We start from the raw sequence: 25,435 nt of genomic DNA on the forward strand, positions 1-25,435 counted from the left end.
TATAATAGCCGTCCTGACCGTTGATCCGGAGTCATGAAGTGTCTGACGACCCAATACGAGAGCAGAGCCGTCCATCGCCCGATGCATTGCTGGAAAGTGCGCAACGGGAGACGCGCGGCCACCTCAAGATCTTTCTTGGGGCGGCGCCGGGTGTGGGCAAGACGTACGAGATGCTCATGTCGGGCCGGGCCCAGCGCGCAGACGGCGTCGATGTTGTCATCGGGGTGGTCGAGACCCACGGGCGGGCGGAGACCGAGGCTCTGGTCGAGGGGTTCGAGATCGTTCCGCGCCGCACTGTGCCGTATCGAGGGCATGTGCTCGATGAGATGGATATCGACGCAATTCTGGCGCGCAAGCCGGCGCTGGTCCTGGTGGACGAGCTCGCCCATACCAACGCGCCGGGCAGTCGCCATCCGAAGCGCTATCTCGATGTCGAGGAACTGCTCGCGAACGGCATAGACGTCTACAGCACCCTCAACATCCAGCACGTCGAAAGCCTCAACGACGTGGTGGCGCAGATCACACGGATACGGGTGCGCGAGACCGTTCCGGATTCGATCATTGACCGCGCCGACGATATCGAAATCATCGACATCACGCCGGGCGACCTGATCAAGCGCTTGAACGAGGGCAAGGTCTATCTGCCCAAGACCGCGAAGCGTGCGACGCAGAACTACTTTTCGCCGAGCAACCTGACCGCGCTGCGCGAACTTGCGCTTAGGCGGACAGCGCAGCGCGTTGACGATCAACTGGTGACGCACATGCAGGCGCATGCGATCGCCGGGCCGTGGTCGGCCGGCGAACGCGTCCTGGTTTGCATCAACGAACGCCCTGGAGCGATGGCGCTTGTGCGCTATGGCCGGCGTCAGGCGGACCGCTTTCGTGCGCCATGGGCCGCGGTTCACGTCGAGACGAGCAAGGACGCCCGACTCTCCGAGCAGGATAAGGACAAGATTGCCAGCGCCTTGCGTCTCGCTGAGCAGCTCGGAGCCGAAGCGGTTACCTTGCCCGGCGAGAACGTCGCGCAAGAAATTCTGACCTACGCATCCACCAACAACTACACACACGTCATCGTCGGCATGCCGACCTCGCCCAGGTGGCGAGAGATCTTCGCGGGCTCCGTTTCGCATGATCTGATCCGCGCCAAGACGGATGTGAGCGTTCATGTCATCTCGCCGGGCAACGGCGAGGAAACGCGATCTCCAGCGACAGTCAGCGCGCGACCCAAACGACGAGTCGACTTCGGCAACTATCTGTGGAGTTCGCTCTACGTCGCCATGGCGTTGGGTATTGGAACGGCGCTGTCGCGCTTTCTGGATGTCCGCAACATCGCCCTCGTCTTTCTGATGGCCGTGCTGGCCTCGGCGATGGGCGGCGGCCTCTGGCCGGCGCTGTTCGCTTCCGTATTGGGCGCGCTAGTCTTCAACTTCTTTTTCCTCGAACCGCGCTACACGCTCGATATCGGCGATCCCGAGAGCGTCGTGGCCTTCGCGTTTTTTCTCGGCGTTGCGGTTGTTGCCAGCAATCTGGCGGGCCGGGTGCAAAGGCAAGCCGTGACGGCGCGCCAGCGGGCCAAAACGACCGAGGGCCTTTATCTCTTCAGCAAGAAGCTCGCCGGCGCCGGGACCTTGGGTGACGTTCTCTGGGCCACGGTCTATCAGATCGCTTCCATGCTTCAGGTCAGGGTCGTCGCTCTGCTGCCTGAGAACGGCCGTATCGCGGTCCAGGCGGGTTTCCCGCCCGATGACACGCTCGACGATGCCGATATTGCGGCGGCCCAGTGGGCCTGGGAGCATGACAAGCCTGCAGGGCGTGGGGCGGATACGCTGCCGGGAGCGAAGCGCCTTTACCTCCCTCTGAAGACCGGCAGAACACGGGTCGGCGTCATCGGTCTGGACAATGACAAGCAAGGGCCGGTTCTGACGCCCGCAGAACAGCGGCTTTTCGATTCTCTGGCGGATCAGGCTGCTCTGGCGATCGAGCGGATCCAACTTGTCGCGGATGTCGACAATGCGCGTCTGGCCGCCGAGGCGGACAAGCTGCGCTCCGCGCTTTTGACGTCACTATCGCATGACCTCAAGACGCCTTTGGCGTCGATCCTCGGTTCGGCGGGAGCGCTGAGAGACTATTCGACATCCCTGACGGACTCCGGCCGGGTGGAACTGCTGACGACGATTGTCGAAGAGGCCGAAAGGCTCAATCGGTTCATCGCGAACCTGCTTGACATGACCCGGCTGGAATCCGGCGCTGCGGCGGTATCGCTGACGCCACTGTTCATCGGCGACAGCGTCGGCAGCGCCCTGCGCCGAGCTGAGAAGATTTTGGCTCTCCATAGGGTCGACCTTGCCGTGCCGCCCGATCTGCCGATGGTCCGGCTCGATCCGGTCTTGTTCGAGCAAGTGCTGTTCAATCTGCTCGACAATGCCCGCAAATACGCACCGTCAGGGTCGCGGATCGGGCTTCGGGCGTGGGCCGACGAGAGCCACGTCACATTGCAGGTAGTCGATGAAGGGCCCGGCATTCCGCCCGACGATCTAACCAGGATTTTCGACAGTTTCTATCGCGTCCGGAAGAAGGACCACGTCCAGGCTGGAACCGGGCTTGGACTTTCCATCTGCAAGGGATTTGTCGAGGCGATGGGCGGAACGATTTTCGCGACCAACCGGGCCGACAGACCCGGCGCCATTTTCACGCTGCGGTTTCCGATCGGACCGGAGCCCTCGACTTTGGAAGGAAGGATATGAGTACGTCCGTAGTCAAGATTCTCGTCGTCGATGACGAGCCGCCGATCAGGAAACTTCTGCGCGTCGGCCTGACAGCCGAGGGCTATGCCATGGTCGAGGCTGCAAACGGCGAGGACGCCGTCGCGCTGCTCACAGAGGAAAAGCCCGATCTCATTCTGCTTGATCTCGGGCTGCCCGATATTTCCGGCCATGAGCTGCTTGAAAGGTGGCGGGCCGAGCTTGTCGAACTGCCGATCGTCATCCTCTCCAGCCGGACCGATGAAACGGGCATCGTCAAGGCGCTGGAACTGGGTGCCGATGACTATCTCACCAAACCATTCGGGATGCGCGAGCTGGCGGCGCGCATTCGGGTGGCGCTCAGGCACAAGCTCCAGCAGCAGGGCGAACGCCCGATATTCCAGGTCGGCGATCTCTCGGTCGACCTGGTGAAGCGGATCGTCAAGGTCGCAGACAAGGAGGTGAAGCTCTCACCCAAGGAATACGAAATCCTGCGCATTCTCGTGCAGCACGCTGGCAAGGTCATCACGCACCAGCACATCCTCAAGCATGTGTGGGGCGGCTCGACCGATGTCCAATATCTGCGGGTCTATGTCCGCCAGTTGCGGCAGAAGATCGAGGCCACGCCCGATCAGCCGCAATATATCCTTACTGAAACTGGTGTCGGTTACCGCCTCCGTGAGCCGGAGCAGTGACCACGCGCGCTCGTCCACGGGCGGGCGACTTAACGTGAGTACTCCTATGAACCTGTCATCTGCCATCGCACCAGAGGACGTGATCCTTGATCTATCCATCTCGACAAAAGCCGTCCTGATCAAGAAGCTGGCCGCGCATGCGGCCGCCCGCACCGGGCTGACTGAGGAAACGATCCATACAGCTTTGCTAGGGCGCGAGCGTCTGGGTTCGACCGGCATCGGCCATGGCGTCGCCATGCCTCATGCGCCGGTTCCGGGACTTCAGGCATCCTTCGCCGCGCTGATGGTGCTGAAGAAGCCCATTGAATTCGAGGCAGTGGACGACCTTCCGGTCGACGTTGTCTTTCTCCTGCTCTCGGCCCCCGACGGCAGCAACGAGTACCTGAAGATTCTCGCCGCGGTCGCACGCCGGACCCGCGATGAGCAGGTCATGAAAATGCTGCGCGGCGCGAAGACCGCGACTGCCGCGTATTCGGTCCTGGTAGAGCAGCCGGTATGAGGAGTTTCCGACGACCGGATCGACAAGAGGTCGCGGAAGTCGCTGGCTTCGCCCGAAAGGCGGGACCGGGACAGATCGTAGTTGTCTTTTTCAAAGGGGACCGTTGCCCAAGGCCAATGGTCTTGAGGGAGTTATCGCTTCCTCCGCCGACAGACTGAAGGTCGAGTGGATGGAGGAGGAAAACCAGGACTCAGAGGGGCCTTCTTTTCCTCCTGTGTCCGCGAAGATCCCGTTTGACCTGAGCTCGCTTCAGTATGTCGTGGCGGCGGCGGACTACCGCTCCTTTCGGCGCGCTGCGGAGGCGTTGGGCCAGTATCCGGCGACAGTGAGCCGGGGCGTGCAACGCATTGAGGATGTGGTGGGCGTTTCGTTCTTCGAGCGATGCCCTTCCGGGATTCGCCTGACGCATGCCGGAGAGCAATTTGTCGCCGCCGTCCGTCCAGCGATTGACCAGATCATGCGAGCGACCCAAACCGCCGGCGCGGCGGGTCGCGGCGAAAACGGCAGCCTGAGCATCGGTGTTCTGACGTCGCTTGCGGGCGGGTTTCTGAGGGAGCTCATCGAAAAGTATGCCTTGCTACATCCAGAGGTGGCCATAGAGATCAGAGATGGGGGACGGGCTGAACACGTCGCCGCACTGCGGGCGCGACAACTGGATATCGCTTTTATCACCGGGAATGGCGCGATCGCCGATTGTGAAACAGCCGAACTCTGGCAGGAACGAGTGCATGTTGCGCTCTCGGCGGATCATCATCTAGCCGAGCGTGAATCGGTCGAATGGTCGTGGCTCCGCGACCAGAAATTCCTAGCGACAAAATGCGCGCCGGGGCTCGAAGTGCATGATTACATCGTTCGTAGGCTGGCGGACTACAGCACCTATCCTGCGATCGAGATCATGCCCTGCAACCAGGAGACCTTGATGAATATGGTCGCAATCGGCAGGGGCATAACCGTTGTGTCGGCCGGTTGGCGCTTTGTCTCTATCCCTCGGCTCGTACTGCGACCTTTGGTCGAGGACGAAGACATAGTGCCGTTCAGCGCAGTTTGGGCACCCGGCCGGGATAACCCGTCACTTCGGCGTTTTCTCTCGCTGGCCTCGAGACTGGCGTCCAAAGACTCTGGGGAACGTCCGCGGCGGCTCATCTGATCTCGCCTAACCGCAGTCGGTGCCGCGATCACTCGCGATTTCGGCGCGCTTTGGCGAACCCCCGGTCCGTCGCCATGAACCGCTCAAGCATCGGTACAATGAGTCTTTTGGGGTCGCTGACGGGCTGGCCCGATTCACGGCCGAGCGCCTCCGCATAGGCACTGAGGTCACGGTGAAGAGCGCCTGGCAGGTCGAGCGTGATCTTCACCGGCTTATCCTCTTCGATTGGGCCGAGCTTCAGTTTGGTCATTGCGCTGCTCCGTAGGGTTCGAGCACCAGGTCGCGAGTGACAATCACGCGGACCGGGAATCCCGGCCGGATTGTTAGCGTGGGCGCGACCTGCAACTGACGACGGATGATCTGCTGGCCCGCGTCATTGATGGTGTCCTGGGCTCCGTCGCGAATCGCGCGGATCAGGCGGTCCTCATCATCGACCGCGAGCTCGGCGCCCACGGCGAGAAGTGTCGACAACCCGGCGGCTTTCGCAAGGTCCCACCAATGGTAGTCGACGCCGTCCTCAAGGCCGGCATAACCTTGCGTGTCGGCGCCGGGCTGGCGTTCCAGGACGATAGAGCGCCCGTTCGGCAAGATCAGCCGGTTCCAGACCAGCAGCACGCGGCGCTGTCCGAAGCCGACATCATTGCTGTATTCGCCGATGATGCGCGTGCCCTGGGGGACGAGCAGGGTGCGGCCGGTCGGACTGTCATAGATGTGCTCGGTCACCTGGGCGGTGATCTGGCCGGGAAGGTCGGAGCGGATGCCGGTGATGAGGGCTGCGGATATCACTGCGCCGGCCTGAAGCACATAGGGAGATGCCGGCGCCATGACGCGATCTGGCGACACCGTTCGCCGATCGACGGCGGCATTGAGGAAAGCGCTCTGCCGGTCTTGGGCGGTTGGCGTTCCAACCTGCCCCGGCAGACCGAGGCCCGCCAGTGACGGATTGCTCATGCCGGGGCTTGCGGGCGGCGCGCCCGTTCCGGGTCCGGTTTGGAAGAACACCCGGCTCGTTCGGGCAGCTTCTTCCTCGGCGAGACGACGTTGCTCCTCGGGATCGACCTGAGGTGTCACCATTGCTGGCGGCACGACGGGCTGGCCGCGGTTCTGGGCGTCGAGGATCGGACCGCCGAGATCGCCCGGCAAAGGCGGGCCGAGGACCGGTCCGGTATAGTCGCGCGGCAGTCCCGCAAGACCATCGGCAGTAGTTCTGTTCTCCGTGGAATAGAGCTCCTCGTTGCCAGGCCCGCCTTGGCGCGTCTGCAACGCATAAATCAGAGCGCTGCCGATGCCGATGCTGGCGACGAGGCCGACACCAGCCAATACCTTGCGGGACAGCCGGGTGACGCGCGGAGGCTCAGCGCGCAGCGGCATGGTCGAGTTTGACTCGACAGTGGGACCGGCGGGCGCCAGGCTATCATCGCGGTTATCTTCCTTGTTGCTCATGACGCTGGCCTCCCGTCGGTACGGACAATCCTGACGGTTTGCTGGCGGTCGCCGCTGCCAAGTCTCAACTCGGCCGCGCCGAAGAGGCGATCGACGATCAGGATGTGCTGGAAAATGCGGCTGTTGACGATCTGCGCTTCGCCATCGGAACCAATGACGAAGAGCGGCGGCATCTCGCCCTGGACGATGCCGCGCGGGAACTCGACATAGACCCGCCGTCCGTCATCATAGACCGACACCGGCCGCCAGGGCGGTGAATCGCCGGTCAAGCCGTAGCGATAGTTGCGCGCCGAGGCGACGGGGATGACGGGCGTCGTCGGGACGCTCTGCCTCTGACCTGCGGGCGGCTGCGGGTAGGCCCAAGCGACGGCGGGCATATAGGGCGCTTCGCCGGAGCGCAGCTCGATCATGTAAACCCGCCGATCGGTCGTGATGACGAGGTTGGTCGTGATGTCAGCGCGACTTGGTTTGACGAGGATATGGACGCGACGGGTCGCGCCGCTGCCGCTTTCGGTATCGCCGATGATCCATCGTGCCGTGTCGCCGGCGGCGATGGGACCGGCCCCTGTCAGGCTCTCCCCTGGCTCCAGCGCGATATTGGTGATCTGCCCGGGCGCGGCATAGACCTGATAGAGCGCGCCTTCGCTCCACGGATAGATCTGGATCGAGTTGAAATAGCCTTCGCGGCGAGGCTGAACGCGGGCGGCCGAGTTGGCGTTCTGGACGCGTCCCTCCGGGGTGTTGGCGGCTGTTCCCCCTCTTGCCGGCGTCCATGCCGGAGGGACATGCAATGGCCTCGGCTGCGCGTCCGCGACGACTGCCGGCACGGCGGGCAGCGGCGGCACGTCCGAGTCGTAACTGGTTTGCGGCGGCCGATTGGTCGCGCAACCGGCAAGTACGGTCGCGGAAAGCAGAACGACCGCCAGGCCAGATTTGGGGAAACCCTGAAACGCGGATTTGCTCATCGGAGGGCGGCTCATTGGCTCATCTCCCGCGACCAGTTGATGGCATTGACATAGATACCCAGGGGATTGGCGCGGAGGCGTTCTGCGTCGCGCGGCGTCTGGATGACAATGGTCAGGATGGCGGTCCAGCGTTCTGTCCGGGCGAGCTGGCCGTTTTCATAGTGACGCTCTGTCCAGGCGACACGGAAGCTATCGGGGGAAGCCCGGATCACACTTGAGACTTCTACGGCGACTTGCTGGCGGCCGACCCGTGTGAAGGGGTCGTTGGAGCGGGCGTAATCGTTCAGCGCTGCGGCGCCGCGATCAGTGGTCCATTCATAAGCGCGAAGCCAGTTCTGGCGCACGATGATGGCGTCAGACGGAATCGCGCGGGTCTGTTCGATGAAGCGAGCAAGGTGGAAAGCGATCTGAGGGTCGTTGGGCCGATAGTTCGCGGAGGCTGGCGCGACGGTTTGCGCCTGGCCGAGATTATCGACCTGCACGACCCAAGGCACGACGGTCCCGCGTGCTGACTGCCAGACCAGGGCTGCGGCAAACCCCGCTGTGAGAATCAGGCTGCCGAACGCCATGTAGCGCCAGTTCTTCGCCTGCACGCGGGCCGAGCCGATGCGTTCGTCCCAGACCTGAGCAGCCTTCTGATATGGTGTTTCAGGCTCGGGTGTCTTGCCATAGTGGGTAGCGGGTCGTTTGAAGAGGCTCATGAGCGATCACTTTCAGAAAGGTTGACGGAAGAGCCGCCGCCATGGCTGTCGCCGGAGCGCACGGCGTGACCGGCCGCTGAGACGCCGTGGCTGAGGGCCTGGCTGCGTTTCATGCGCTTTGCCCAGTCAGGGGCTCCATCTCGCGGAGGGCTGGCGGAAGCGTGGGCAGCGCCGGCGCCGCCGATGGTCCCCATGGTCGAGGACCCGCCGGTGGCTCCGAAACCGGCCTTCGCGCCTTCGGTGAAGCTGGACTTGACGCTTTCGCCAGCTTTCGTTGCGGCGCGCTTGAGCGGCGATGCGGCAGCCGAACCTGCTGCGCGTGCGACGCCTCCGAGGCCCGAGGCCACGCCCGACGCGCCAGTCTGACCAAGAGAACCGAGACTGTAGGCCGAGGATGCAGCGCCGGCAGCGGCAGCGCCACCACGCACGGCGGCGGCTCCACCGGACATGGCGGCGGCGCCGCCTTTGACGGCCAAGCCCGCTGCACCACCTGCGGCCAGCGCCGTGCCGCCGACGGCAAGCCCCGTGCCGACTGCGGCGCCGGCGCCGAGCTGCGGACCGCCTGAGACTAGGCCGCTGGCGATGCCAGGACCGAAGATTCCCAGGCCGAGCAGCGAAAGCGCAGCGAGGACCACGGCCATGGCCTCGTCAATCGTAGGGGTCTCGCCGCCGAAGCCAGCGGTAAACTGGGAGAAGAGGGTCGATCCGATGCCGATGATGACGGCAAGCACCAGGACCTTGATGCCGGATGACACGACATTGCCCAGCACGCGCTCGGCCATGAAGGCGGTCTTGCCGAACAGCCCAAAGGGTATCAGCACAAAGCCGGCAAGCGTCGTGAGCTTGAACTCGATCAGCGTTACGAAGAGCTGCACGGCCAGGATGAAGAAGGCGAGAAGCACCAGAGCCCATGCGAACAGCAGGCAGGCGATCTGGATGAAGTTCTCGAAGAAGGCGATCCACCCCATCAGATCGGAAATGGATTCGAGCAGTGGACGGGCGGCATCAAGGCCGGTCTGCGCCACCTTGCCGGGGCGCAAAAGATCCTGAACGGTGAAGCTGGTGCCCGAACCCTTCAGACCGAGACCGGCGAAACTGTCGAAGACGATGTTCGCCAGATTGTTCCAGTTGCCGATGATGTAGGCGAAGACGCCGACGAAAAGTGTCTTCTTTACAAGGCGCGCGATGATGTCGTCGTCAGCTCCCCAGGACCAGAAGAGCGCTGCCAGCGTCACGTCGATGACGATGAGGGTTGTGGCGATGAAGGCGACTTCGCCGCCAAGCAGGCCGAAGCCGGAATCGATGTAGCGGGTGAAGGTCCCGAGGAATGTGTCGATGACGCCGGTGCCGCCCATGGATCACTGTCCTTCATTCTGAGGTGGGGCTGTGGGCGCCGGCGCACGGCCGAGGAAGCGGTCGCGGGTTTCGGCCCAGACGCGCATGCAGTCCGCATCGCTTGCGGCGCTCTGACCAAGCTGCTGGCACCGGCGTTGAGCCTCGCGCAGGGGATCGCGCACGGGCTCTGCGAGACGCGCGGGCTCCTCTGCGGGAGCTTCCTCCTTCCGGGTCATCTCGATCGCCGTCGCAGTGATCGCGATGGCGACGAAGACGACCGCGCCGAGCCGTGCCAGCAGCTTGCCATCCATGCTCGCGCCCTCAGTTGCCGTTGTTGAACATCTGGGCGTTGCCGGGCTGATAGCCGGAGCCAGGCGTCAGGAACCGGCGGCGTTGTTCGCGCCCCTGTTCGGCTGCGGCAGCCCTTTCTGCTTCGGTCAGCGCCCCGGCACGTCCATCGGCCGCAAGCAATGCGACAAGATCGGAGAGCTGCTGCGACTGGAGAGCGAGAAGCTGGTTGCCGGCCTGGGTCGCCTGGAGCGCGCCTGTCGCCCCCTGGCTTTGGCCGACCAGCGTCGAAACTTCGGCGCGGTTCGTGTCGATGTTGCCGACCACGCCGGCCTGGACGCGCATGGCGTCCTGCAGTCCGCCCACGGTGTTCTGCCAGCGTGAGCGCGCATCGGCGACGAGCTGTTGTTCCGTCGTCGAAAGTGAGACATTGCCGTATTGTTGCTGAAAGGCCCGATCGATGCTCTGAACATCGAAGGCGATGTTCTGAGCCTGGCTCAGAAGCTGTTGCGTGCGCTGAAAGCCCTGTTGAAGCTGCTGGAGCGAGGAATGCGGCAGGCTCGCGAGATTGCGCGCCTGATTGATGAGCATCTGCGCTTCATTCTGGAGCTGTGTGATCTGGTTGTTGATCTGCTCCAGCGTGCGCGCGGCAGTGAGAACGTTCTGCGCGTAATTGGACGGATCATAGACGATCCGTCCGAAGCCAAATTGAGCATGCGCCGGAGAGATGAAGATCGGCGACAGGGCGACAGGCATCGCCAGCATTGTCGCGGCCATGAATAGTGCGCGCGAGCGGGAACGATGGATGGTCATGACGTAGTCTCCTTGGGGGCTGGGGGAACGAGATTGGCGAGGTCGGGGATAAGGTCGGCGGCCCAGTCGACGCCGCGCAGGCGCAGCCATGCGGGGAGGAATCCGTCCGGCCCATGCTCGGCGAAAATCCTGGCGATGGCCGTCTGATCGGTTTTGGAAGAAGCTGCGGTAAGCGCGAGCCCCACTTCGGAGAGGCCCAGGTCGAACAAGCGATTGCCGCGTCGCGACTGGCAGTAATAGTCTCGCTTCGGGGTGGCCCGCGCGAGGATCTCGATCTGCCGATCATTCAATCCGAAGCGACGATAGATTGCGGTGATCTGGGGCTCGATCGCCCGCTCGTTAGGCAACAGCAGCCGCGTCGGGCAGCTTTCGATGATGGCCGGGGCGATCGCCGAGCCATCAATGTCACTGAGGGATTGGGTGGCGAAGATGACCGATGCGTTCTTCTTGCGAAGGGTCTTCAGCCATTCGCGGAGCTGACCTGCGAATCCTTCGTTATCGAGGGCGAGCCAGCCCTCGTCGATGATCAGCAGTGTGGGTGATCCGTCGAGGCGGTCGCCGATGCGGTGAAAGAGATAGGCGAGAACGGCGGGCGCTGAGCCTGTGCCGACAAGGCCCTCGATCTCGAAGGCCTGCACTGCTGCATACCCAAGATGCTCGTTCTCGGCATCAAGAAGCCGACCATAAGGCCCGCCGACGCAATAGGACCGCAAGGCTTGCTTGAGATCGTTCGATTGCAGCAACACGCACAGGCCGGTGATGGTCCGTTCTTGGACAGGGGCAGAGGCGAGCGACGTTAAGGCGGACCAGAGGTGTTCCTTGACCTCCGGCGTGATCTGGATGCCTTCGCGCATGAGGATGGCGATGAGCCAGTCAGCGGCCCAGGCGCGTTCGGGAACGTCATGGACACGCGCGAGGGGCTGAAGCGACACGGAAGATTCGGCGCCGTCTGTCAGGTCACCACCAAGGTCGTGCCAATCGCCGCCCATTGCCAATGCGGCGGCCCGAATGGAGCCGCCGAAGTCGAAAGCGAAAACCTGTGAGTTTTCGTAGCGGCGGAATTGGAGCGCCATCAGCGCCAGCAGCACGGACTTTCCAGCGCCAGTCGGACCGACGACGAGCGTATGGCCGACATCTCCGACATGAAGGGAAAACCGGAACGGGGTGCTTCCTTCGGTCTTGCCGAACAGCAAGGGGGGCGACCCGAAGTGCTCGTCCCGTTCCGGCCCCGCCCACACCGCTGAAAGCGGGATCATGTGGGCGAGATTGAGCGTGGAAATCGGCGGCTGCCGAACATTGGCGTAGACATTGCCCGGCAGCGAGCCGAGCCATGCGTCTACGGCGTTGATGGTCTCGGGCATGGCGGTGAAGTCGCGGCCCTGCACCACCTTCTCGACCAAACGCAGCTTTTCGTCAGCGATCCGCGGGTCGTTGTCCCAGACGGTGATGGTCGCCGTGACATAAGCCTGGCCGGCATAGTCGGCCCCTAGTTCCTGAAGTGCGAGATCGGCGTCTGCGGCCTTATTGGCTGCGTCGGTGTCAACGAGGGCGGACGCCTCGTTGGTCATGACCTCTTTCAGGATTGCGGCGATGGATTTGCGTTTGGCGAACCATTGCCGCCGGATCTTTGTCAGCAGCTTGGTGGCGTCGGACTTGTCGAGCAGGATTGCCCGTGTCGACCAGCGATAGGGGAATGCAAGACGGTTCAGCTCGTCTAGGATTCCGGGTGTCGTCGCGGTGGGGAAGCCGACGATAGTGAGGATGCGCAGATTGGAATGTCCCAGACGGGGCTCAAGCCCGCCGGTGAGCGGCTGATCGGCGAGCAGCGCATCCAGATAGATCGGCGTTTCGGGGACCCGCACCCGATGACGGTTGGTTGAAACGCAGGAATGCAGATAGGTCAGCGTCTCGGCGTCATCGAGCCAGCCGCATTCCGGCATGAAGCCATCGAGCAGCGACAGCACCCGGTCGGTGCGATCGATGAAGCCGCGCAGGACCTCATGCGGATCGACGCCGCTTCGGTCGCGTCCCTCATAGAGCCATGCTTCAGTCCGCGCCGCATCTTCGGCCGGCGGGAGATAGGTGAAGGTGAGGAAGTAGCCGGAAATGAAATGGGCGCCGGCTTCCTCGAAGTCCGCCTTGCGCTCGGCATCGACCAAGGCCGACGCTGGATCGGGAAAACGGCTCTCGGGATAGGTCGAGGCTTCGTGCCGTTGCGCTTCAACGAAGATCGCCCAGCCGGAGCCGAGCCGACGGAAGGCGTTGTTGAGGCGTCCCGCGACCGCGACTAATTCGGCCGCAACGGCACTGTCGAGGTCAGGGCCGCGGAAGCGTGCGGTGCGCTGGAACGAACCGTCCTTGTTGAGGACGGCGCCCTGGCCCACCAGAGCCGCCCAAGGCAGGAAATCCGCCAGGCGGCTGGCAGTGCGGCGATATTCAGCTAGGTTCATCATGGGCGGTGCTCCCTCAGACCGACAGGTGGCCGGGGATGCGCAGATGCCTCCGGCCGACCTCGACGAAGAGCGGGTCGCGCTTGGCGGCCCAGACGGCGGCGAAGTGGCCGACAACCCAGATGGCGAGACCGACAAGCCAGAGGCGCAGACCGAGGCCAACGGCTCCGGCCAAAGTGCCGTTCATGATGGCGATTGAGCGCGGTGCGCCGCCGAGAAGGATGTGCTCGGTTAGCGCCCGGTGGACCTGCACGGTGAAGCCCGGCACCTCGTCGAGCTGTTCCAGCCTACCCGCCATCACACAAGCGCCCCGCCGCCGAACGAGAAGAAGGAGAGAAAGAAGCTGGATGCGGCGAACGCGATCGACAGACCGAACACGATCTGAATCAGACGGCGGAACCCGCCGGACGAGTCGCCGAAGGCCAGTGTGAGGCCGGTAACGATGATGATGATGACCGCGACGATCTTGGCGACCGGGCCCTCGATCGATTGCAGGATCGATTGAAGCGGCGCTTCCCAGGGCATGGACGAACCGGAAGCGTGAGCGGCCGGGGTGAGGATCAGGGTCGCATAGGTGACGGCTGCTGCCGCCGTGACATGGCGACGGATGCGCCGGGCGTGACGGATCATGAGGGATCTCCTGTTGGGCTTGAGGCTGAGGTTGCGGGAGTGACGCGGTAGTCGCCGTCCGGGCCGAGGCCATCGACGCGCGCAAGTTCGGCGAGCCGGCGTTGCGAGCCGCGACCAGCGAGAACAGCGACGAGGTCGATGGTCTCGGCGATCAGCGCCCTTGGGACGGTGACGACGGCTTCCTGGATGAGTTGCTCGAGGCGGCGCAGCGCACCGATCCCTGTGCCGGCATGGATGGTGCCGATGCCGCCCGGATGACCCGTTCCCCAGGCCTTGAGCAGGTCGAGAGCTTCTGAGCCGCGGACCTCTCCGATCGGAATGCGGTCTGGGCGCAATCGCAGCGAGGACCGCACCAGATCCGACAAGGTGGCGACACCGTCTTTGGTGCGCATGGCGACCAGGTTGGGAGCGGAGCATTGCAGCTCGCGCGTGTCCTCGATGATGACGACGCGATCCGTGGTCTTGGAGACCTCGGCGAGCAACGCATTGGTGAGTGTGGTCTTTCCGGTCGAGGTGCCGCCGGCGACAAGGATGTTGGCCCGGGCGGCGACCGCCCCGCGAAGCGTCTCGGCCTGGTCCGCCGACATGATTCCGGCGGCCACATAGTCGTCGAGCGTGAAGACTGCGACAGCAGGTTTGCGGATCGCGAAAGCCGGCGCCGCCACAACTGGGGGCAATAGACCCTCAAACCGCTCCCCCGTCTCGGGTAGTTCGGCTGACACCCGCGGATTGCCCGGATGGACCTCGGCGCCGACATGATGCGCGACGAGTCGCACGATCCGTTCGCCATCTGCGGGCGCCAGACGCTCTCCTGTGTCGGACAGTCCTTCGGACAGCCGGTCGATCCAGAGCCGGCCGTCAGGATTGAGCATCACCTCGACGATCGACGGATCTTCCAGAAACCGCGCGATGGCCGGTCCAAGGGCCGTGCGCAGCATGCGCGCGCCGCGCGTGATCGCTTCCGATTTCTGGTGAGATGCCGCCATGTCGTCCCCTTGCGGCCAGGGACCGTTCAGCCGGCCCTGGATCGGGGATGATTAAAAGAGCCCGAAGTTGGGCTGATTCAACAAGTCTTTGTCGGAGTAGTAGCGTGGCGTGCAAATACAGGAGAACGGCGGACAGTGCTTTACTGAAAAGCATGTGCGGTCAGGGAGTGGTCGCGACGCGAATCCAAAAAATGCGACGCAATCGACACGGTTTCGCTGGCGATGCCCCGCAGTTTGGGTATGATAGGGACATCATGGCGTGTGCTGCGTGCGCCAGGGTCTCGCCCTAATACGGAGAAGAGAACAACTCTTTCCCAGAGGACGCAGCCCTATGGCCTCAACGCAGCCTGTCAGCCCCAATCGCGGGCGCATCAATTCCACGCTCCGGCAGTTCCTCGACAATGAGGCCTCTGGCGGCATCGTTCTCATGGTCGTTGCAGCGCTCGCCATCCTGACGGCGAATTCGCCAGTCGCCGAGAGCTACTTTGCCGCGCTACGCGCCTATGTTGGTCCATTGAGCGTTCAGCACTGGATAAACGACGCGCTGATGGCCGTGTTCTTTCTGCTGGTCGGGCTTGAGATCAAGCGGGAGATGCTGGACGGGCAATTGTCGAGTTGGAGCCGGAGGCTGCTTCCCGGCGCTGCGGCCGCGGGCGGAATGGCTGTTCCCGCATTGATCTATGTTGCCTTCAATCTCGGCAACACTGCCGCCATGCGTGGATGGGCGATCCCGGCCGCAACCGATATAGCTTTTGCACTCGGTGTGCTGTCGCTGCTCGGGCCAAAGGTGCCAGCGTCTTTGAAAATCTTCCTCGCGGCGCTCGCAATCATCGACGATCTCGGGGCCGTCATCGTGATTGCCCTGTTTTATACCGCCGATTTGAGTCTTCCCGCGTTAGCCGGTGCGATGCTGGTTGTCGGTGCGCTGACTGTGATGAACAGGTCCGGCGTCATGCGCCTTTGGCCCTATCTGATTCTTGGGGCCGTGCTCTGGGTGCTGGTGCTGCGCTCAGGTATTCATGCCACCCTGGCTGGCGTTGTACTGGCGTTGACCGTTCCCATCCGCCTCACACCCGGAACCCCTGAAGCCTCGCCGTCGGCTTCCCCTCTGCATCAGCTCGAACATCTTCTGCAAAAGCCGGTCGCCTTTCTGATCGTCCCGATTTTCGGCTTTGCCAATGCTGGGGTTTCCTTCGCGGGCGTGACGCCGGGGGTCTTGATCGAGCCGCTCACACTCGGCGTGGCGGCTGGTCTAGTTGTCGGGAAGGTGGTCGGCGTGTTCGGTACCGTAGCCATTCTGGTAAAAGCCCGGCTTGCCGATCTCCCTGCCGCCGCAAGCTGGGGGCAGACGCTTGGCGTTGCGCTGCTATGCGGAATAGGCTTCACGATGAGTCTGTTCATCGGCTTATTGGCGTTTGACGATCCTGCATTACAGGACCGCGCCAAGTTCGGGATTTTGTTTGGTTCGCTGATCGCCGGATTGGCGGGTTACTTCATCCTGAGGATTTCTAATCGCAGGCGGGCGAGTTCCGCCTTGGCCACGTCGTTGGAGCGCAAATCGTAACACTCAATACGTTGCATTATCGGCGACCTTTACAGGGATAAGAGGATGCGTCTTTCCATCCACACGCTCGGCACGCGCGGCGACATTCAGCCTTATCTCGCGCTTTCTCGTGGGCTCAAAGCGCGCGGGCATGAGGTGCTGATTGTTGCGCCTGCCCAGTTCGCCGAGATGGCAACGGCCGAAGGCGTTGCGTTTGCGCCTTTGCCATCTGAGTTCATAGAGCTGCTCGAAACCGCCGAAGCGAAAAAGGCTATCGGCAGCTCGGGCGCTGGTTTTGGAGCCGGCTTCAAGCTGCTGCGGTACTATCGCGAGATAGGCCGAAAGCTGCTTGATGCCGAGTGGGATGCCGCTCGTATGTTCGCTCCTGAAGCGATTTTGTTCCACCCCAAGGCGCTCGGCGCACCCCATATCGCGGCGAAGCTCGGCATTCCGCTCTTCCTCGCATCTCCGCTGCCGGGCTTCTCCTACACGTCAGCCTTTCCAACACCTATCCTTCCGTTCGGTTCGCTTGGACCGCTCAATCGGGTAAGTCATGCGCTGATGATCCACGGCGGACGCATCCTGTTTGCAAAGACAATCCGGGCATGGCGAGCTGAGGCGCTGGGGACTTCTGCTCGCGGCAAATCAGCTCCGCTGAGTGGAACACTCTATGGTTACAGTCCGCACGTACTGCAAAAGCCGAAAGACTGGGGCGCAGACGTTGCAGTGACCGGCTATTGGTTCCTCGATACGCCGGATTGGAAGCCCGACGCGGAGCTTGCTGATTTCCTCGCGGCTGGCGATCCGCCGATCTATATCGGCTTCGGCAGCATGCCCGGTGTTGATCCGCAACGGCTGGCAAGTCTCGTGGTCGACGGTTTGAAGCGAGCGGGCAAGCGGGGGTTGCTCGCGACCGCGGGCGGTGCGCTCGGGCAGATCGAGCCGAGTCGGCATATCCATGTCATCTCGGGCGCTCCGCACGACCGGCTCCTTCCGCTTATGCACGCAACGCTACATCACGGCGGTGCTGGGACCACTGGCGCTGCTTTGCGTTCGGGCAACCCCACGGCCATTTGTCCATTTCTCGGTGATCAGCCCTTCTGGGCGCGTCGCGTCGTTGCTCTTGGGGTGGGGCCAAAGCCCCTCGTCAAGGATGCGATGACAGCCGAGGACCTGGCTTCCGCCTTTCTGGCGATGGACGATGTCGGCATGCGCGCCCGTGCCGCCGAAATTGGAACAGCTATCCGTGCCGAGGATGGGGTCGCGGCCGCCATCGACTTTATCGAGAGAAAGCTGAACCAAGCCAGATGACAGCAATGTGCTCAAAAGCCGTCGCTGCCGCCCCGCCACTCTTCAGCTCTCGCGTTGATCGTCCGAACCGATATCGTCGGGTATCTCACGCAAGAAGCTCTGACCCTGTTGGAGGCGCCGTCCGATCGTCTCGATAAACCCTTCGTAGCGTTCGCGGCCCTTCGCCTGCGCAGCTGAGTTGGCGTCGCCGGTCAGCGGCGGCGTGACCGACAGCCAGAAGCGAACGTATAGGGCAAGCGTCTCGGCCGTGATGCCGAGATCGCGTTCGATGCGCTGGATCTGCCTGGTCATGCGGTCGAGACGGCGTGTGAGGGCGGCTTCGCGCTTGTCTGCTCCATCAGGCGAAAGAAACGATGCGACCGCGGCCTCGACGATCGCCGAGCGCGAGATCTTCTTGCGGTCCGCGAGGTCGGCGATCTGGCGCAGCATCTCAGGCGGAAAGTACACATTCATGCGGTCGCGCATGGCTCAGAGCTCCATATTGTCGTTGGGGTCCATGGCGACCTGGCGGGCGATTCCAGTCATGTGGCGGCGAAGCGCTTGCCGTTGGCGCGCGGCGTCCTCGGGTTCGTCGTCGAGCAGAGCTTTGAACTCGTCGGCAGGGTTCGGATCGGTCGTTTCCTTGACGATGGCGACATGATCGGGAAGCTCGGGTTCTCGACGAAGGCCGCTATTGGCCGCGTCTTGCTCGGCCTTCTGGATCTCGGCGAGCAGCGCAGCGTCCGGCGCCTGCGGCTTCAGCTCTGTCCAGGCGTCCTTGCGCGTCGTGCGACTGGTTTTAGCCGGGTCCGGCGGGGGCAGTACGCGCTCGACGAAGCGCTTGTCCTCGAAGTAGCGCGCCTTGTTGGCCCGGATCGGCGGGGTCGCCGCCAACATGACGATTTCATCGTTGGGCGGAAGCTGCATGATCTCACCGGGGGTCAGCAGCGGACGCGCGGTTTCAGAGCGCGACACCATGAGATGACCGAGCCAGGGCGACAGACGGTGCCCGGCGTAGTTTTTCATCGCCTTCATTTCGGTGGCTGTGCCGAGCGCATCCGAGACGCGCTTTGCGGTGCGCTCGTCATTGGTCGCGAAGCTCACGCGGACATGGCAGTTGTCGAGGATCGAGTTGTTGGCGCCGTAGGCCTTTTCGATCTGGTTGAGCGACTGGGCGATGAGGAAGGCTTTCATGCCGTAGCCGGCCATGAAGGCGAGCGCGCTTTCGAAGAAGTCGAGGCGGCCGAGAGCCGGAAACTCGTCGAGCATCATCAGCACGCGGTGCCGCCGGGCCTTGGTGTGCAGATCCTCGGTCAGGCGGCGACCGATCTGGTTGAGCACAAGCCGGATCAACGGCTTGGTGCGCGAGATGTCGGATGGCGGGACCACCAGGTAGAGGGTGGCCGGCCGCGCGTCCTCGATCAGGTCGGCGATGCGCCAGTCGCAGCGGCGTGTCACTTCAGCGACGACGGGATCGCGGTACAGGCCCAGAAAGGACATGGCGGTGGACAGGACGCCGGAGCGCTCGTTGTCGGATTTGTTGAGCAGTTCGCGGGCCGTTGAAGCGATGACGGGGTGCGGGCCGGCCTCGCCGAGATGTGGCGTGGTCATCATCGCCGCCAGCGTGGTTTCGATCGGGCGCTTCGGGTCGGACAGGAAACCTGCGACGCCGGCGAGGGTCTTGTCCTTCTCGGCATAGAGGACGTGAAGGATGGCGCCGACCAGCAAAGAGTGACTGGTCTTTTCCCAGTGATTGCGTTTCTCCAGCGAACCCTCGGGGTCGACCAGGACGTCAGCGACGTTCTGGACGTCGCGCACCTCCCACTCGCCGCGCCGCACTTCGAGCAGAGGATTGTAGGCGGCCGATTTCGGATTGGTGGGGTCGAACAGCAGCACCCGACCGTGCTTCGAGCGGAAGCCGGCGGTGAGCTGCCAGTTTTCGCCCTTGATGTCGTGGACGACGACGGAGCCCGGCCAGGTCAGCAGGGTTGGGACGACGAGGCCGACACCCTTGCCGGATCGGGTCGGAGCAAAACACAGAACATGCTCCGGTCCGTCGTGGCGAAGATAGTCACGATCGAGCTTACCGAGGACGACGCCGTCAGGGTTGAGCAGGCCCGCCGCCTTCACCTCCTGCGGCTTCGCCCATCGAGCCGAGCCATAGGTTTCGATGTTCTTCTGTTCGCGGGCGCGCCACACCGACATGCCTATGGCGACCGCGATGGCGATGAAGCCGCCTGATGCGGCGATGACGCCGCCCTTGGCGAACACGCCCGGCGCATATGCGTCGAAGAAGTACCACCACCAGAAGATCGCAGGGGGATAATAGATCGGCGTCCCGGCAAGCTCGAACCATGGTGTGCCGAGCTGGGCCTGATAGCCAAGTTGCCAGGCGACATATTGCGTCGCGCCCCAGGTGGTGAGGAGGATGATCAGAAAGACGGTGAGGATCTGGCCCCAGAGGATTTTGGTGGCGGACATTCGCCGGGTCCTTTCTTGCTGCTTGTGGTGCTAGAGGCCCAGGCCGCGCTGGCGGCCAAGACTCCACTCGATGCCGCCATGCCCCTTGGCGACGCCGGCGATATGCTGGCCGAGCTTCTTTTCGAGCGGCGGTGTCCAGGGCACGAGCTGGAAGCCGAGCCCATTGTCGATCATGGCGAAGCGGCCCGAGGTGAGTGCGATACGCTGGCGATAGACACCGGCGACATGCTCGCCGGCCTGCGCTTTCTGGTACGGCAGTCCGTGTTCGCTCTGGAGCTTCGTGCCAACGGCATCGAGCTCGCGCTGCCGCAGCGTATTGAGGAGATCGCGTTGCAGCAGGATGCGTTGGCCCTGCCGGCGGGCAAGGCCTTCATCGGCCAGATGCTCGGCGCGCGCCTGCATGGCGTCGCGCACCTCAGCGCCGAAGCCTCCCATCGACATGGGCATCGCCTCGCGCTCAACCAGGCGATGATCCAGCCAGGTCGCGCCCGGCGCCGTGATCTGGCGGTTGAGATCGAAGTCCGATCGGTTGGCGAGCGCCAGCGTCGGCCGGGGATCGTCTGGGCCCCCGAAGCGACGTACCTCGACGATGCCGCCAATCGGGGGCGCATGCTCGAAGGCCTCGATCCCGCGGAAGCGGACATGGTGCGCGCGGCCGTCCGTGCCGTCGATCACGGCATAGGCTTCGCCGGTCAGCTCGTCATGCAGGCCGCGATCGACCAGGCGGCCAATAACGGGTGAACCCGCCCCGCTGCCGTCGATCGTGTAATCGCTGACGCCGCGATCCTGACCACGCTCGGTGAAGGCGCGGTGCATGGTCTTGATGATGTCGCCGCGAATGCCGAGATCGCGCAGTGTGCGTTCGGCCTGCAGCCCGACGGTCCATTCCCCTGGAGCGCCTTGCGCCGCGAGCTCCATCCTTTCGAGATGCTGGAGTCTGCCGATCATCAGGCGGCGCAGCGAGGGATCGGCCTTGCCGTTCGCCTCGGGGCGCAGGTCGATAAAGCCGGTCTCGTCGGCGGCGATGCGGATTTCGACATCGAGCCGTGTCCAGCGCTCGGCGGTGACTTCCTTTTCCAGCGCGTTGCGGATTTCATGTTCGGGCTTGGGGCCGAGTTCGATGGAGACAAGATCCTCGGCGCGGGAGCGCAGGCCGCGGCTGATGTAATCGCGCGAGATGACCAGATCGGCGCCGGTCTCGTCGACGCCGCGCACAAGCAAATGCACATGCGGATTGTCGGTGTTCCAGTGATCGACGGCGACCCAGTCGAGCTTGGTGCCCAGATCCGATTCCATCTGGTTGGCGAGGTCGCGGGTGAACTCTCGCAGATCGGTCATGTCCCCCGCGTCTTCGGGCGAGACGATGAATCGAAAATGATGCCGGTCATCCCTGCATCGGTCGGAGAAGGCGAGATCGTCGGCGCGCTCGTTCGTCGCGTCGAACAAGACCCCCTTCTCCCCATCACGGCTGACGCCTTCGCGCTTCAGGTAGGACACATGAGCCGAGAGTGGCGCGGAGCGGAATGACTTGCCCTGATGGCGGACCACGCGCGCCTTGATGACGACACGGCGCGAAGCAGTGAATATGCGCGAACGGCTGAAGCTGGTTCGTCCACGCCCGAAGGTTGAATGACCACGGCCGGCGCTTCTCTTGGCGGTCTGCCCTTCGCCAGAGCTGTGTCCGGCCTTCTTCGAAGCCCTCAGCACTTGATTGATGAAGCTCTTGGACTTGGGTGCGCGCGTGGATTTGATGCGTCCTGGGCGGACGCGGAAATCGCTGTCGCCCTCGCTCATGGGAGGGCCTCCCGAGACGGCGCGAAGGCGCACAGTGCCGAAAACACTGTTGAAATCGCTGGGTAAAACAGCAGTCGCGGCACGCGACCCGACCGACCGGCACGCCAAAAGCCAAGCCATGTCAATGGCTTGTGCGAATATGGCGAGGCCCTTTTATCTCGCCGTCCTGCTGTCGTTGCTCTCTGCTCCTCCCACCCTTCCGCACAACGCTCTCTGGAACACGCCAAGGTGCGCCATGATGCGAACCGGCTCATTGCGGGTCTCCATCGTCGGCACGGGCAACGAAAATGCTGCCGCTTTGCACAGAATTGGTGGGACCTTCGCCCGATGACGGCGCAGTCCGGGCGTCGTTTTCTTGCGGTTCGGATATCGTTTTGCGCGCATCCAGACCGTGGGCTGACGGCGTGACGAAGAGCGGCGCTCGCCGCCAAGCGTGCGGATCGGCGGCGGCAACAGTGACGGTCCCCGGTGCGGGTGGCGACAGGTTAGCCCCGCCGATCAATGGCGCGAGCGTGGCGACATAGGCGCGGGTTTCTGCCGGAAGGGGGCGGCCCGCGAGGTATTCCTCATAGCGTCCGGGTCCAGCGTTATAGGCTGCAAGAAAGCCCGGCGATCCGTAGCGATCGTACATTTCGCGCAGATAGGCCGTACCAGCGATGATGTTGTCGCGCGGGTCGAACGGATCGCGTCCAAGGCCATAACGGACGCGCAATTCCGCCCAGGTGGCGGGCATGACCTGCATCAGGCCCATTGCGCCCGCCGATGAGACGGCGCCCACGTCATCGGCGCTTTCGACGCGGCGCACCGACCTGATCCAGTGTTCGGGAATGCCGAAACGCTGCGAGGCTTCGGTCACGAAGGCGGCGTGAGGATCGTGGGTTGGCTGCGCGATCGACGGAGCGCTCTGCGCCAGTACGTCGAGCGGCGGCGCGGCGGAAACAGACAGGCCGGAAAGGAGGAAGAGGATGATGCACCGGGCAGCGCGAGGCCGCCCGGTTGACATCGGCGATGCGGGGTTCGTGCGAGCGATCCGCATGCGCTATTCCCGTTCGCCGCGCTTCTGAGGGCGGCTCCAGTGCAAAGACCAGGAGGTCGTATCAGCCCCGTTCTGGAACAGGCGGGCACGGATCGGCTGCGCAAAGCTGGGGTCGTCGATCAGCAGTGACAGATATTCGCCAGCCTTTTCGCTGGACTCCGTCCAGGCCGCGCCGATCTCCGGTGCGTTATCGTCCGCGCCGTGATGGACGCGGTAGCTCGGCGCGTTCTCGACGTCCGAAGGATCGACGGGAACGATGGTGATCTCGCGAAACAGGGTGAGCGTATGAATGCGGCCGGTGAAGCCAGATTCCTCGCGGGTGAATTCGCCGATTTGCGGCATGGCGGTTTCCTTTCAAGATGCGGTGGAGAAGGATTGGGCGAGCACCACGCCCGCCTCAGGCTGGGCGATCACCGCGTTGGCGCCCGCCATTCGAAGCGGCCGTGGCCGTCCTCGTCGGTCCACAAGGGAACCGCGCGGCCGATGACGGCGCTGGCCGGGATCGGGCCGAAATAGCGGCCGTCCAGACTGTCGGGAACGTCCCAGTTCATGAGGAAGATCTCGCCGTCCGTGACGATGCGGCAGCCCTGCCAATCGGGGAGCGGTCGGTCGATGCGGTCGCGTTGGAGTGCCGTTCCCATCGCGACGCCGTCGACACTGATCAGGACGCCGGAGCGGCAGACGGTCTGCCCAGGAAGGCCAAGGACCCGTTTCAGGAGCGGCGTGTCGCGCGGCAGGTATCCGCCATCGGCGAGGAAGCTCGCAATCGGTTCCGGCGCAGCGACGGCGACCAGATCGGTGACTTCGAGCCGCTTTGCAGGTTCGACCGAATAGAAACCGATCGGGGTGCTGGCCGAGGCATTCCAGATGAGTTTGGTGGGGGCGTCGATCCACGTCGTCACGGCGATCGCGCTGGACGCTACGAACGTCGCCATGGCCCATTTGAGGTCGGTCATGGCGCGATCCTCCGACGCTTAAGCCACGCCTGGTGCTGATCGCGCGAGTAGCGGCGTGCGTCCTGGCCGGCGCTCAGTCGGTTGTGTACATGCCGCCAATAGTCTGGCGCGGCTTCGGCCGGATCGAGCGAAAGGGCCTCGATCGCGTCGATGAGCTGCAGCACGCGTTCGACCTTCGGCCAGCTTTCGATCTTGAGCAGGATGTCGCCGCCGGGGCGTACAAAGGGCAGCGTCTGATAGGCTTCGCCGGGCGTGATGGCGCGCACGATATCGATGCGCGAGATGATCGTGCCGAAGTCGTTGGACGCCCACCGGACGAAGGCGAAAGTCGTGCCGGGCCTGAAGGAGAGGACGCGGCGGCGGCGATCAAGGATCGTCTCCTGCACGTCTTGACCGAACCTGATCCAGTATTCGATCTGCTTTTCCACCCATGTCAGCTCGACGTGGGTGAGACGGTCGGTTTGGAAAGACGACGGCATCGAGCCGCCGCGCATGCGGGGGGCCGCGATGCCGGTCATGACGGGTCTCCTGGCGATTGGGGGAATTCGCGCGCGAGCAATTCGCGAAGCATGTCGGCGACGGTGACGCCGCGTTGAAAGGCGGCGATCTTGATGCGACCGCGCACCTCCGGCGTAACGTCGATGGTCAGCCTTGCGGTGAAGCCCGTGCTGGAAGCTGGACCGGGCGACCCCGGTTCAGCGGACTTGATCCAGTCGTCTGGATTGGAAGGCCGGGCGACGAAGCCGCGCCGGGAGCTGGCTTTGGTCATGGCGCCAACCTCCCGACTTCCGCAGTCAGGGCGGCGATCTCGCGCGCGGCCGCGCTATTGTCGTCGGCCTCAAAAACGAGGCGTCCGGACTGCGCCAGGTCGGCGAAGGCGACACGCTGGCCGATCGTTGCCGACATCAGGGGCGGATCGTGATCGGCCAGTGTCTCGGCGGTCTCGCGGGCGATGACGGTGCGTGCAGCGCAGCGGTTGAGTACGAAGCGGGCGAGGAGTTGCGGCCGATAGATTCGGGCCTCTGCGAGCAGCGCCAGCATTTCGGCCGAGGCCCAGCCATCGAGAGGTGACGGCTGCACAGGGATCAGGACAAGATCGGCGGCGAGCAGCGCCGAACGCATACGACCTGCAACGCGCGGTGGTCCGTCGATGACGATGTGATCGGCGTCACGCGCGAGCTCGGGCGCCTCGCGATGAAGTGTGTCGCGCGCCAAGCCGATGACGCCGAACAGGCGAGGCAGGCCCTCGCGGGTGCGTTGCTGCGACCAGTCGAGCGCCGATCCCTGCGGGTCGGCATCGATCAGGGTGATGCGCTTGCCTTCACGCGCCCATTGACCGGAAAGATGCAGCGCGAGCGTCGTTTTGCCGACGCCGCCTTTCTGATTGAGAAGTGCGACGATCATTTCGCGCCTCCAGGCTCGTCGCCGAAGGTGCGATGCGCGTGGCCGGAAGAGCGGTCCGTACAGGCGGAGCTACGAAGAGCCTGATCGGTTACATGCGCTTGAAGTGATGGCTTTTTGGCCTGGTTCGGCCGCCTTCCGGCGATGTTGTCGTTTTTCCAGGTTTCGTGAATCGGCGAGAGAGCGGACGTGAGTCCGAACAATGGTTTGCGCGCATAGATGTTGTTCCATGTTTGTGAAC

Annotated in this window: 27 protein-coding genes; 6 read left to right on the forward strand and 21 right to left on the reverse strand. The window is 63.6% G+C overall.

The window, feature by feature from the left end; translation table 11 throughout:
• Positions 1-38 precede the first annotated feature (38 nt).
• The 4 genes from FHS82_RS19390 to FHS82_RS19405 all read left to right on the forward strand — a co-directional run bounded on the left by FHS82_RS19390 (position 39) and on the right by FHS82_RS19405 (position 5,082).
• Positions 39-2,744, forward strand: coding sequence for a DUF4118 domain-containing protein (locus FHS82_RS19390; RefSeq protein WP_343042629.1), 2,706 nt, complete (start codon positions 39-41; stop codon positions 2,742-2,744).
• Entirely contained in the window at positions 2,741-3,436 is a 696-nt protein-coding gene (locus FHS82_RS19395; protein ID WP_003168927.1) for a response regulator transcription factor, read from the forward strand. The genes FHS82_RS19390 and FHS82_RS19395 overlap by 4 nt, the downstream gene beginning before the upstream one ends.
• A 46-nt stretch (positions 3,437-3,482) precedes the next feature.
• A complete protein-coding gene (locus FHS82_RS19400; protein ID WP_010395148.1) occupies positions 3,483-3,935 on the forward strand; it encodes a PTS sugar transporter subunit IIA in 453 nt (150 codons plus the stop codon).
• Between the two features lie 103 nt (positions 3,936-4,038).
• Positions 4,039-5,082 carry a LysR family transcriptional regulator gene (locus tag FHS82_RS19405; RefSeq protein WP_010395146.1) on the forward strand — a complete coding sequence of 348 codons (1,044 nt, stop codon included), beginning with the start codon at positions 4,039-4,041 and terminating at the stop codon, positions 5,080-5,082.
• Between the two features lie 28 nt (positions 5,083-5,110).
• On the opposite strand, the gene FHS82_RS19410 is transcribed toward FHS82_RS19405, so the two are convergent.
• The 11 genes from FHS82_RS19410 to trbB all read right to left on the reverse strand — a co-directional run bounded on the left by FHS82_RS19410 (position 5,111) and on the right by trbB (position 14,693).
• Positions 5,111-5,332 carry a DUF2274 domain-containing protein gene (locus FHS82_RS19410; RefSeq protein WP_010395145.1) on the reverse strand — a complete coding sequence of 74 codons (222 nt, stop codon included), beginning with the start codon at positions 5,330-5,332 and terminating at the stop codon, positions 5,111-5,113.
• Positions 5,329-6,453: a TraB/TrbI/VirB10 family type IV secretion system protein gene (locus FHS82_RS19415; RefSeq protein WP_377700254.1), complete on the reverse strand. Its 1,125-nt coding sequence runs from the start codon at positions 6,451-6,453 to the stop codon at positions 5,329-5,331. Before FHS82_RS19415 ends, FHS82_RS19410 begins: the two co-directional genes overlap by 4 nt.
• Before the next feature lie 68 nt (positions 6,454-6,521).
• A complete protein-coding gene (gene trbG / locus FHS82_RS19420) occupies positions 6,522-7,505 on the reverse strand; it encodes a P-type conjugative transfer protein TrbG (RefSeq protein WP_166956005.1) in 984 nt (327 codons plus the stop codon).
• Positions 7,502-8,191: a conjugal transfer protein TrbF gene (gene trbF / locus FHS82_RS19425; RefSeq protein ID WP_166956008.1), complete on the reverse strand. Its 690-nt coding sequence runs from the start codon at positions 8,189-8,191 to the stop codon at positions 7,502-7,504. Before trbF ends, trbG begins: the two co-directional genes overlap by 4 nt.
• Entirely contained in the window at positions 8,188-9,546 is a 1,359-nt protein-coding gene (trbL, locus tag FHS82_RS19430; protein ID WP_166956011.1) for a P-type conjugative transfer protein TrbL, read from the reverse strand. Before trbL ends, trbF begins: the two co-directional genes overlap by 4 nt.
• 3 nt (positions 9,547-9,549) lie before the next feature.
• The gene (trbK-alt, locus tag FHS82_RS19435; RefSeq protein ID WP_166956014.1) at positions 9,550-9,837 is read right to left on the reverse strand and encodes a putative entry exclusion protein TrbK-alt; all 288 of its coding nucleotides are present in this window, start codon (positions 9,835-9,837) and stop codon (positions 9,550-9,552) included.
• A 10-nt stretch (positions 9,838-9,847) separates the two neighbouring features.
• Positions 9,848-10,627, reverse strand: a complete 780-nt coding sequence (gene trbJ, locus FHS82_RS19440) for a P-type conjugative transfer protein TrbJ (RefSeq protein ID WP_137388818.1) — start codon at positions 10,625-10,627, stop codon at positions 9,848-9,850.
• Positions 10,624-13,080 carry a conjugal transfer protein TrbE gene (gene trbE, locus FHS82_RS19445; protein WP_166956017.1) on the reverse strand — a complete coding sequence of 819 codons (2,457 nt, stop codon included), beginning with the start codon at positions 13,078-13,080 and terminating at the stop codon, positions 10,624-10,626. The genes trbJ and trbE overlap by 4 nt, the downstream gene beginning before the upstream one ends.
• 13 nt (positions 13,081-13,093) lie before the next feature.
• On the reverse strand, positions 13,094-13,375 hold the full coding sequence (locus FHS82_RS19450; protein WP_003170524.1) for a VirB3 family type IV secretion system protein: 282 nt from the start codon (positions 13,373-13,375) through the stop codon (positions 13,094-13,096).
• Positions 13,375-13,707 carry a TrbC/VirB2 family type IV secretion system protein gene (locus FHS82_RS19455; RefSeq protein ID WP_003170525.1) on the reverse strand — a complete coding sequence of 111 codons (333 nt, stop codon included), beginning with the start codon at positions 13,705-13,707 and terminating at the stop codon, positions 13,375-13,377. Before FHS82_RS19455 ends, FHS82_RS19450 begins: the two co-directional genes overlap by 1 nt.
• The gene (gene trbB / locus FHS82_RS19460) at positions 13,704-14,693 is read right to left on the reverse strand and encodes a P-type conjugative transfer ATPase TrbB (protein ID WP_010395117.1); all 990 of its coding nucleotides are present in this window, start codon (positions 14,691-14,693) and stop codon (positions 13,704-13,706) included. Before trbB ends, FHS82_RS19455 begins: the two co-directional genes overlap by 4 nt.
• 331 nt (positions 14,694-15,024) lie before the next feature.
• Between trbB and nhaA the strand changes: the two genes are divergently transcribed.
• Together nhaA and FHS82_RS19470 are read left to right on the forward strand one after the other, a co-directional pair.
• Positions 15,025-16,257 carry a Na+/H+ antiporter NhaA gene (gene nhaA, locus FHS82_RS19465; protein ID WP_010395115.1) on the forward strand — a complete coding sequence of 411 codons (1,233 nt, stop codon included), beginning with the start codon at positions 15,025-15,027 and terminating at the stop codon, positions 16,255-16,257.
• Positions 16,258-16,302: 45 nt separating this feature from the next.
• A complete protein-coding gene (locus tag FHS82_RS19470) occupies positions 16,303-17,547 on the forward strand; it encodes a glycosyltransferase (RefSeq protein WP_010395113.1) in 1,245 nt (414 codons plus the stop codon).
• 42 nt (positions 17,548-17,589) lie between these two features.
• Here FHS82_RS19470 and FHS82_RS19475 read toward each other — a convergent pair whose 3' ends face one another.
• The 10 genes from FHS82_RS19475 to FHS82_RS20955 form a co-directional block, all read right to left on the reverse strand.
• A complete protein-coding gene (locus FHS82_RS19475) occupies positions 17,590-18,012 on the reverse strand; it encodes a CopG family transcriptional regulator (RefSeq protein ID WP_010395110.1) in 423 nt (140 codons plus the stop codon).
• A 3-nt stretch (positions 18,013-18,015) separates the two neighbouring features.
• Positions 18,016-20,007: a conjugal transfer protein TraG gene (locus FHS82_RS19480; protein WP_010395107.1), complete on the reverse strand. Its 1,992-nt coding sequence runs from the start codon at positions 20,005-20,007 to the stop codon at positions 18,016-18,018.
• A gap of 30 nt (positions 20,008-20,037) precedes the next feature.
• Entirely contained in the window at positions 20,038-21,801 is a 1,764-nt protein-coding gene (locus FHS82_RS19485; protein WP_010395105.1) for a relaxase/mobilization nuclease domain-containing protein, read from the reverse strand.
• A 250-nt stretch (positions 21,802-22,051) separates the two neighbouring features.
• Entirely contained in the window at positions 22,052-22,657 is a 606-nt protein-coding gene (locus FHS82_RS19490) for a lytic transglycosylase domain-containing protein (protein ID WP_428982531.1), read from the reverse strand.
• A 183-nt stretch (positions 22,658-22,840) separates the two neighbouring features.
• A complete protein-coding gene (locus tag FHS82_RS19495) occupies positions 22,841-23,179 on the reverse strand; it encodes a DUF736 domain-containing protein (RefSeq protein WP_003167733.1) in 339 nt (112 codons plus the stop codon).
• Positions 23,180-23,247: 68 nt separating this feature from the next.
• Positions 23,248-23,793 carry a S26 family signal peptidase gene (locus FHS82_RS19500; protein ID WP_010395099.1) on the reverse strand — a complete coding sequence of 182 codons (546 nt, stop codon included), beginning with the start codon at positions 23,791-23,793 and terminating at the stop codon, positions 23,248-23,250.
• A complete protein-coding gene (locus FHS82_RS19505) occupies positions 23,790-24,311 on the reverse strand; it encodes a DUF2840 domain-containing protein (RefSeq protein WP_003167735.1) in 522 nt (173 codons plus the stop codon). The genes FHS82_RS19500 and FHS82_RS19505 overlap by 4 nt, the downstream gene beginning before the upstream one ends.
• A complete protein-coding gene (locus FHS82_RS19510) occupies positions 24,308-24,562 on the reverse strand; it encodes a hypothetical protein (protein WP_010395097.1) in 255 nt (84 codons plus the stop codon). Before FHS82_RS19510 ends, FHS82_RS19505 begins: the two co-directional genes overlap by 4 nt.
• Positions 24,559-25,197, reverse strand: coding sequence for a ParA family partition ATPase (gene parA, locus FHS82_RS19515; protein WP_010395094.1), 639 nt, complete (start codon positions 25,195-25,197; stop codon positions 24,559-24,561). Before parA ends, FHS82_RS19510 begins: the two co-directional genes overlap by 4 nt.
• Positions 25,194-25,435: hypothetical protein (locus FHS82_RS20955; protein ID WP_208394357.1), on the reverse strand; the 242-nt coding region annotated here is incomplete at its 5' end. The genes parA and FHS82_RS20955, both read right to left, overlap by 4 nt.

The organism is Pseudochelatococcus lubricantis (genome assembly GCF_011762225.1).
Classification (GTDB): Bacteria; Pseudomonadota; Alphaproteobacteria; order Rhizobiales; family Beijerinckiaceae; genus Pseudochelatococcus; species Pseudochelatococcus lubricantis.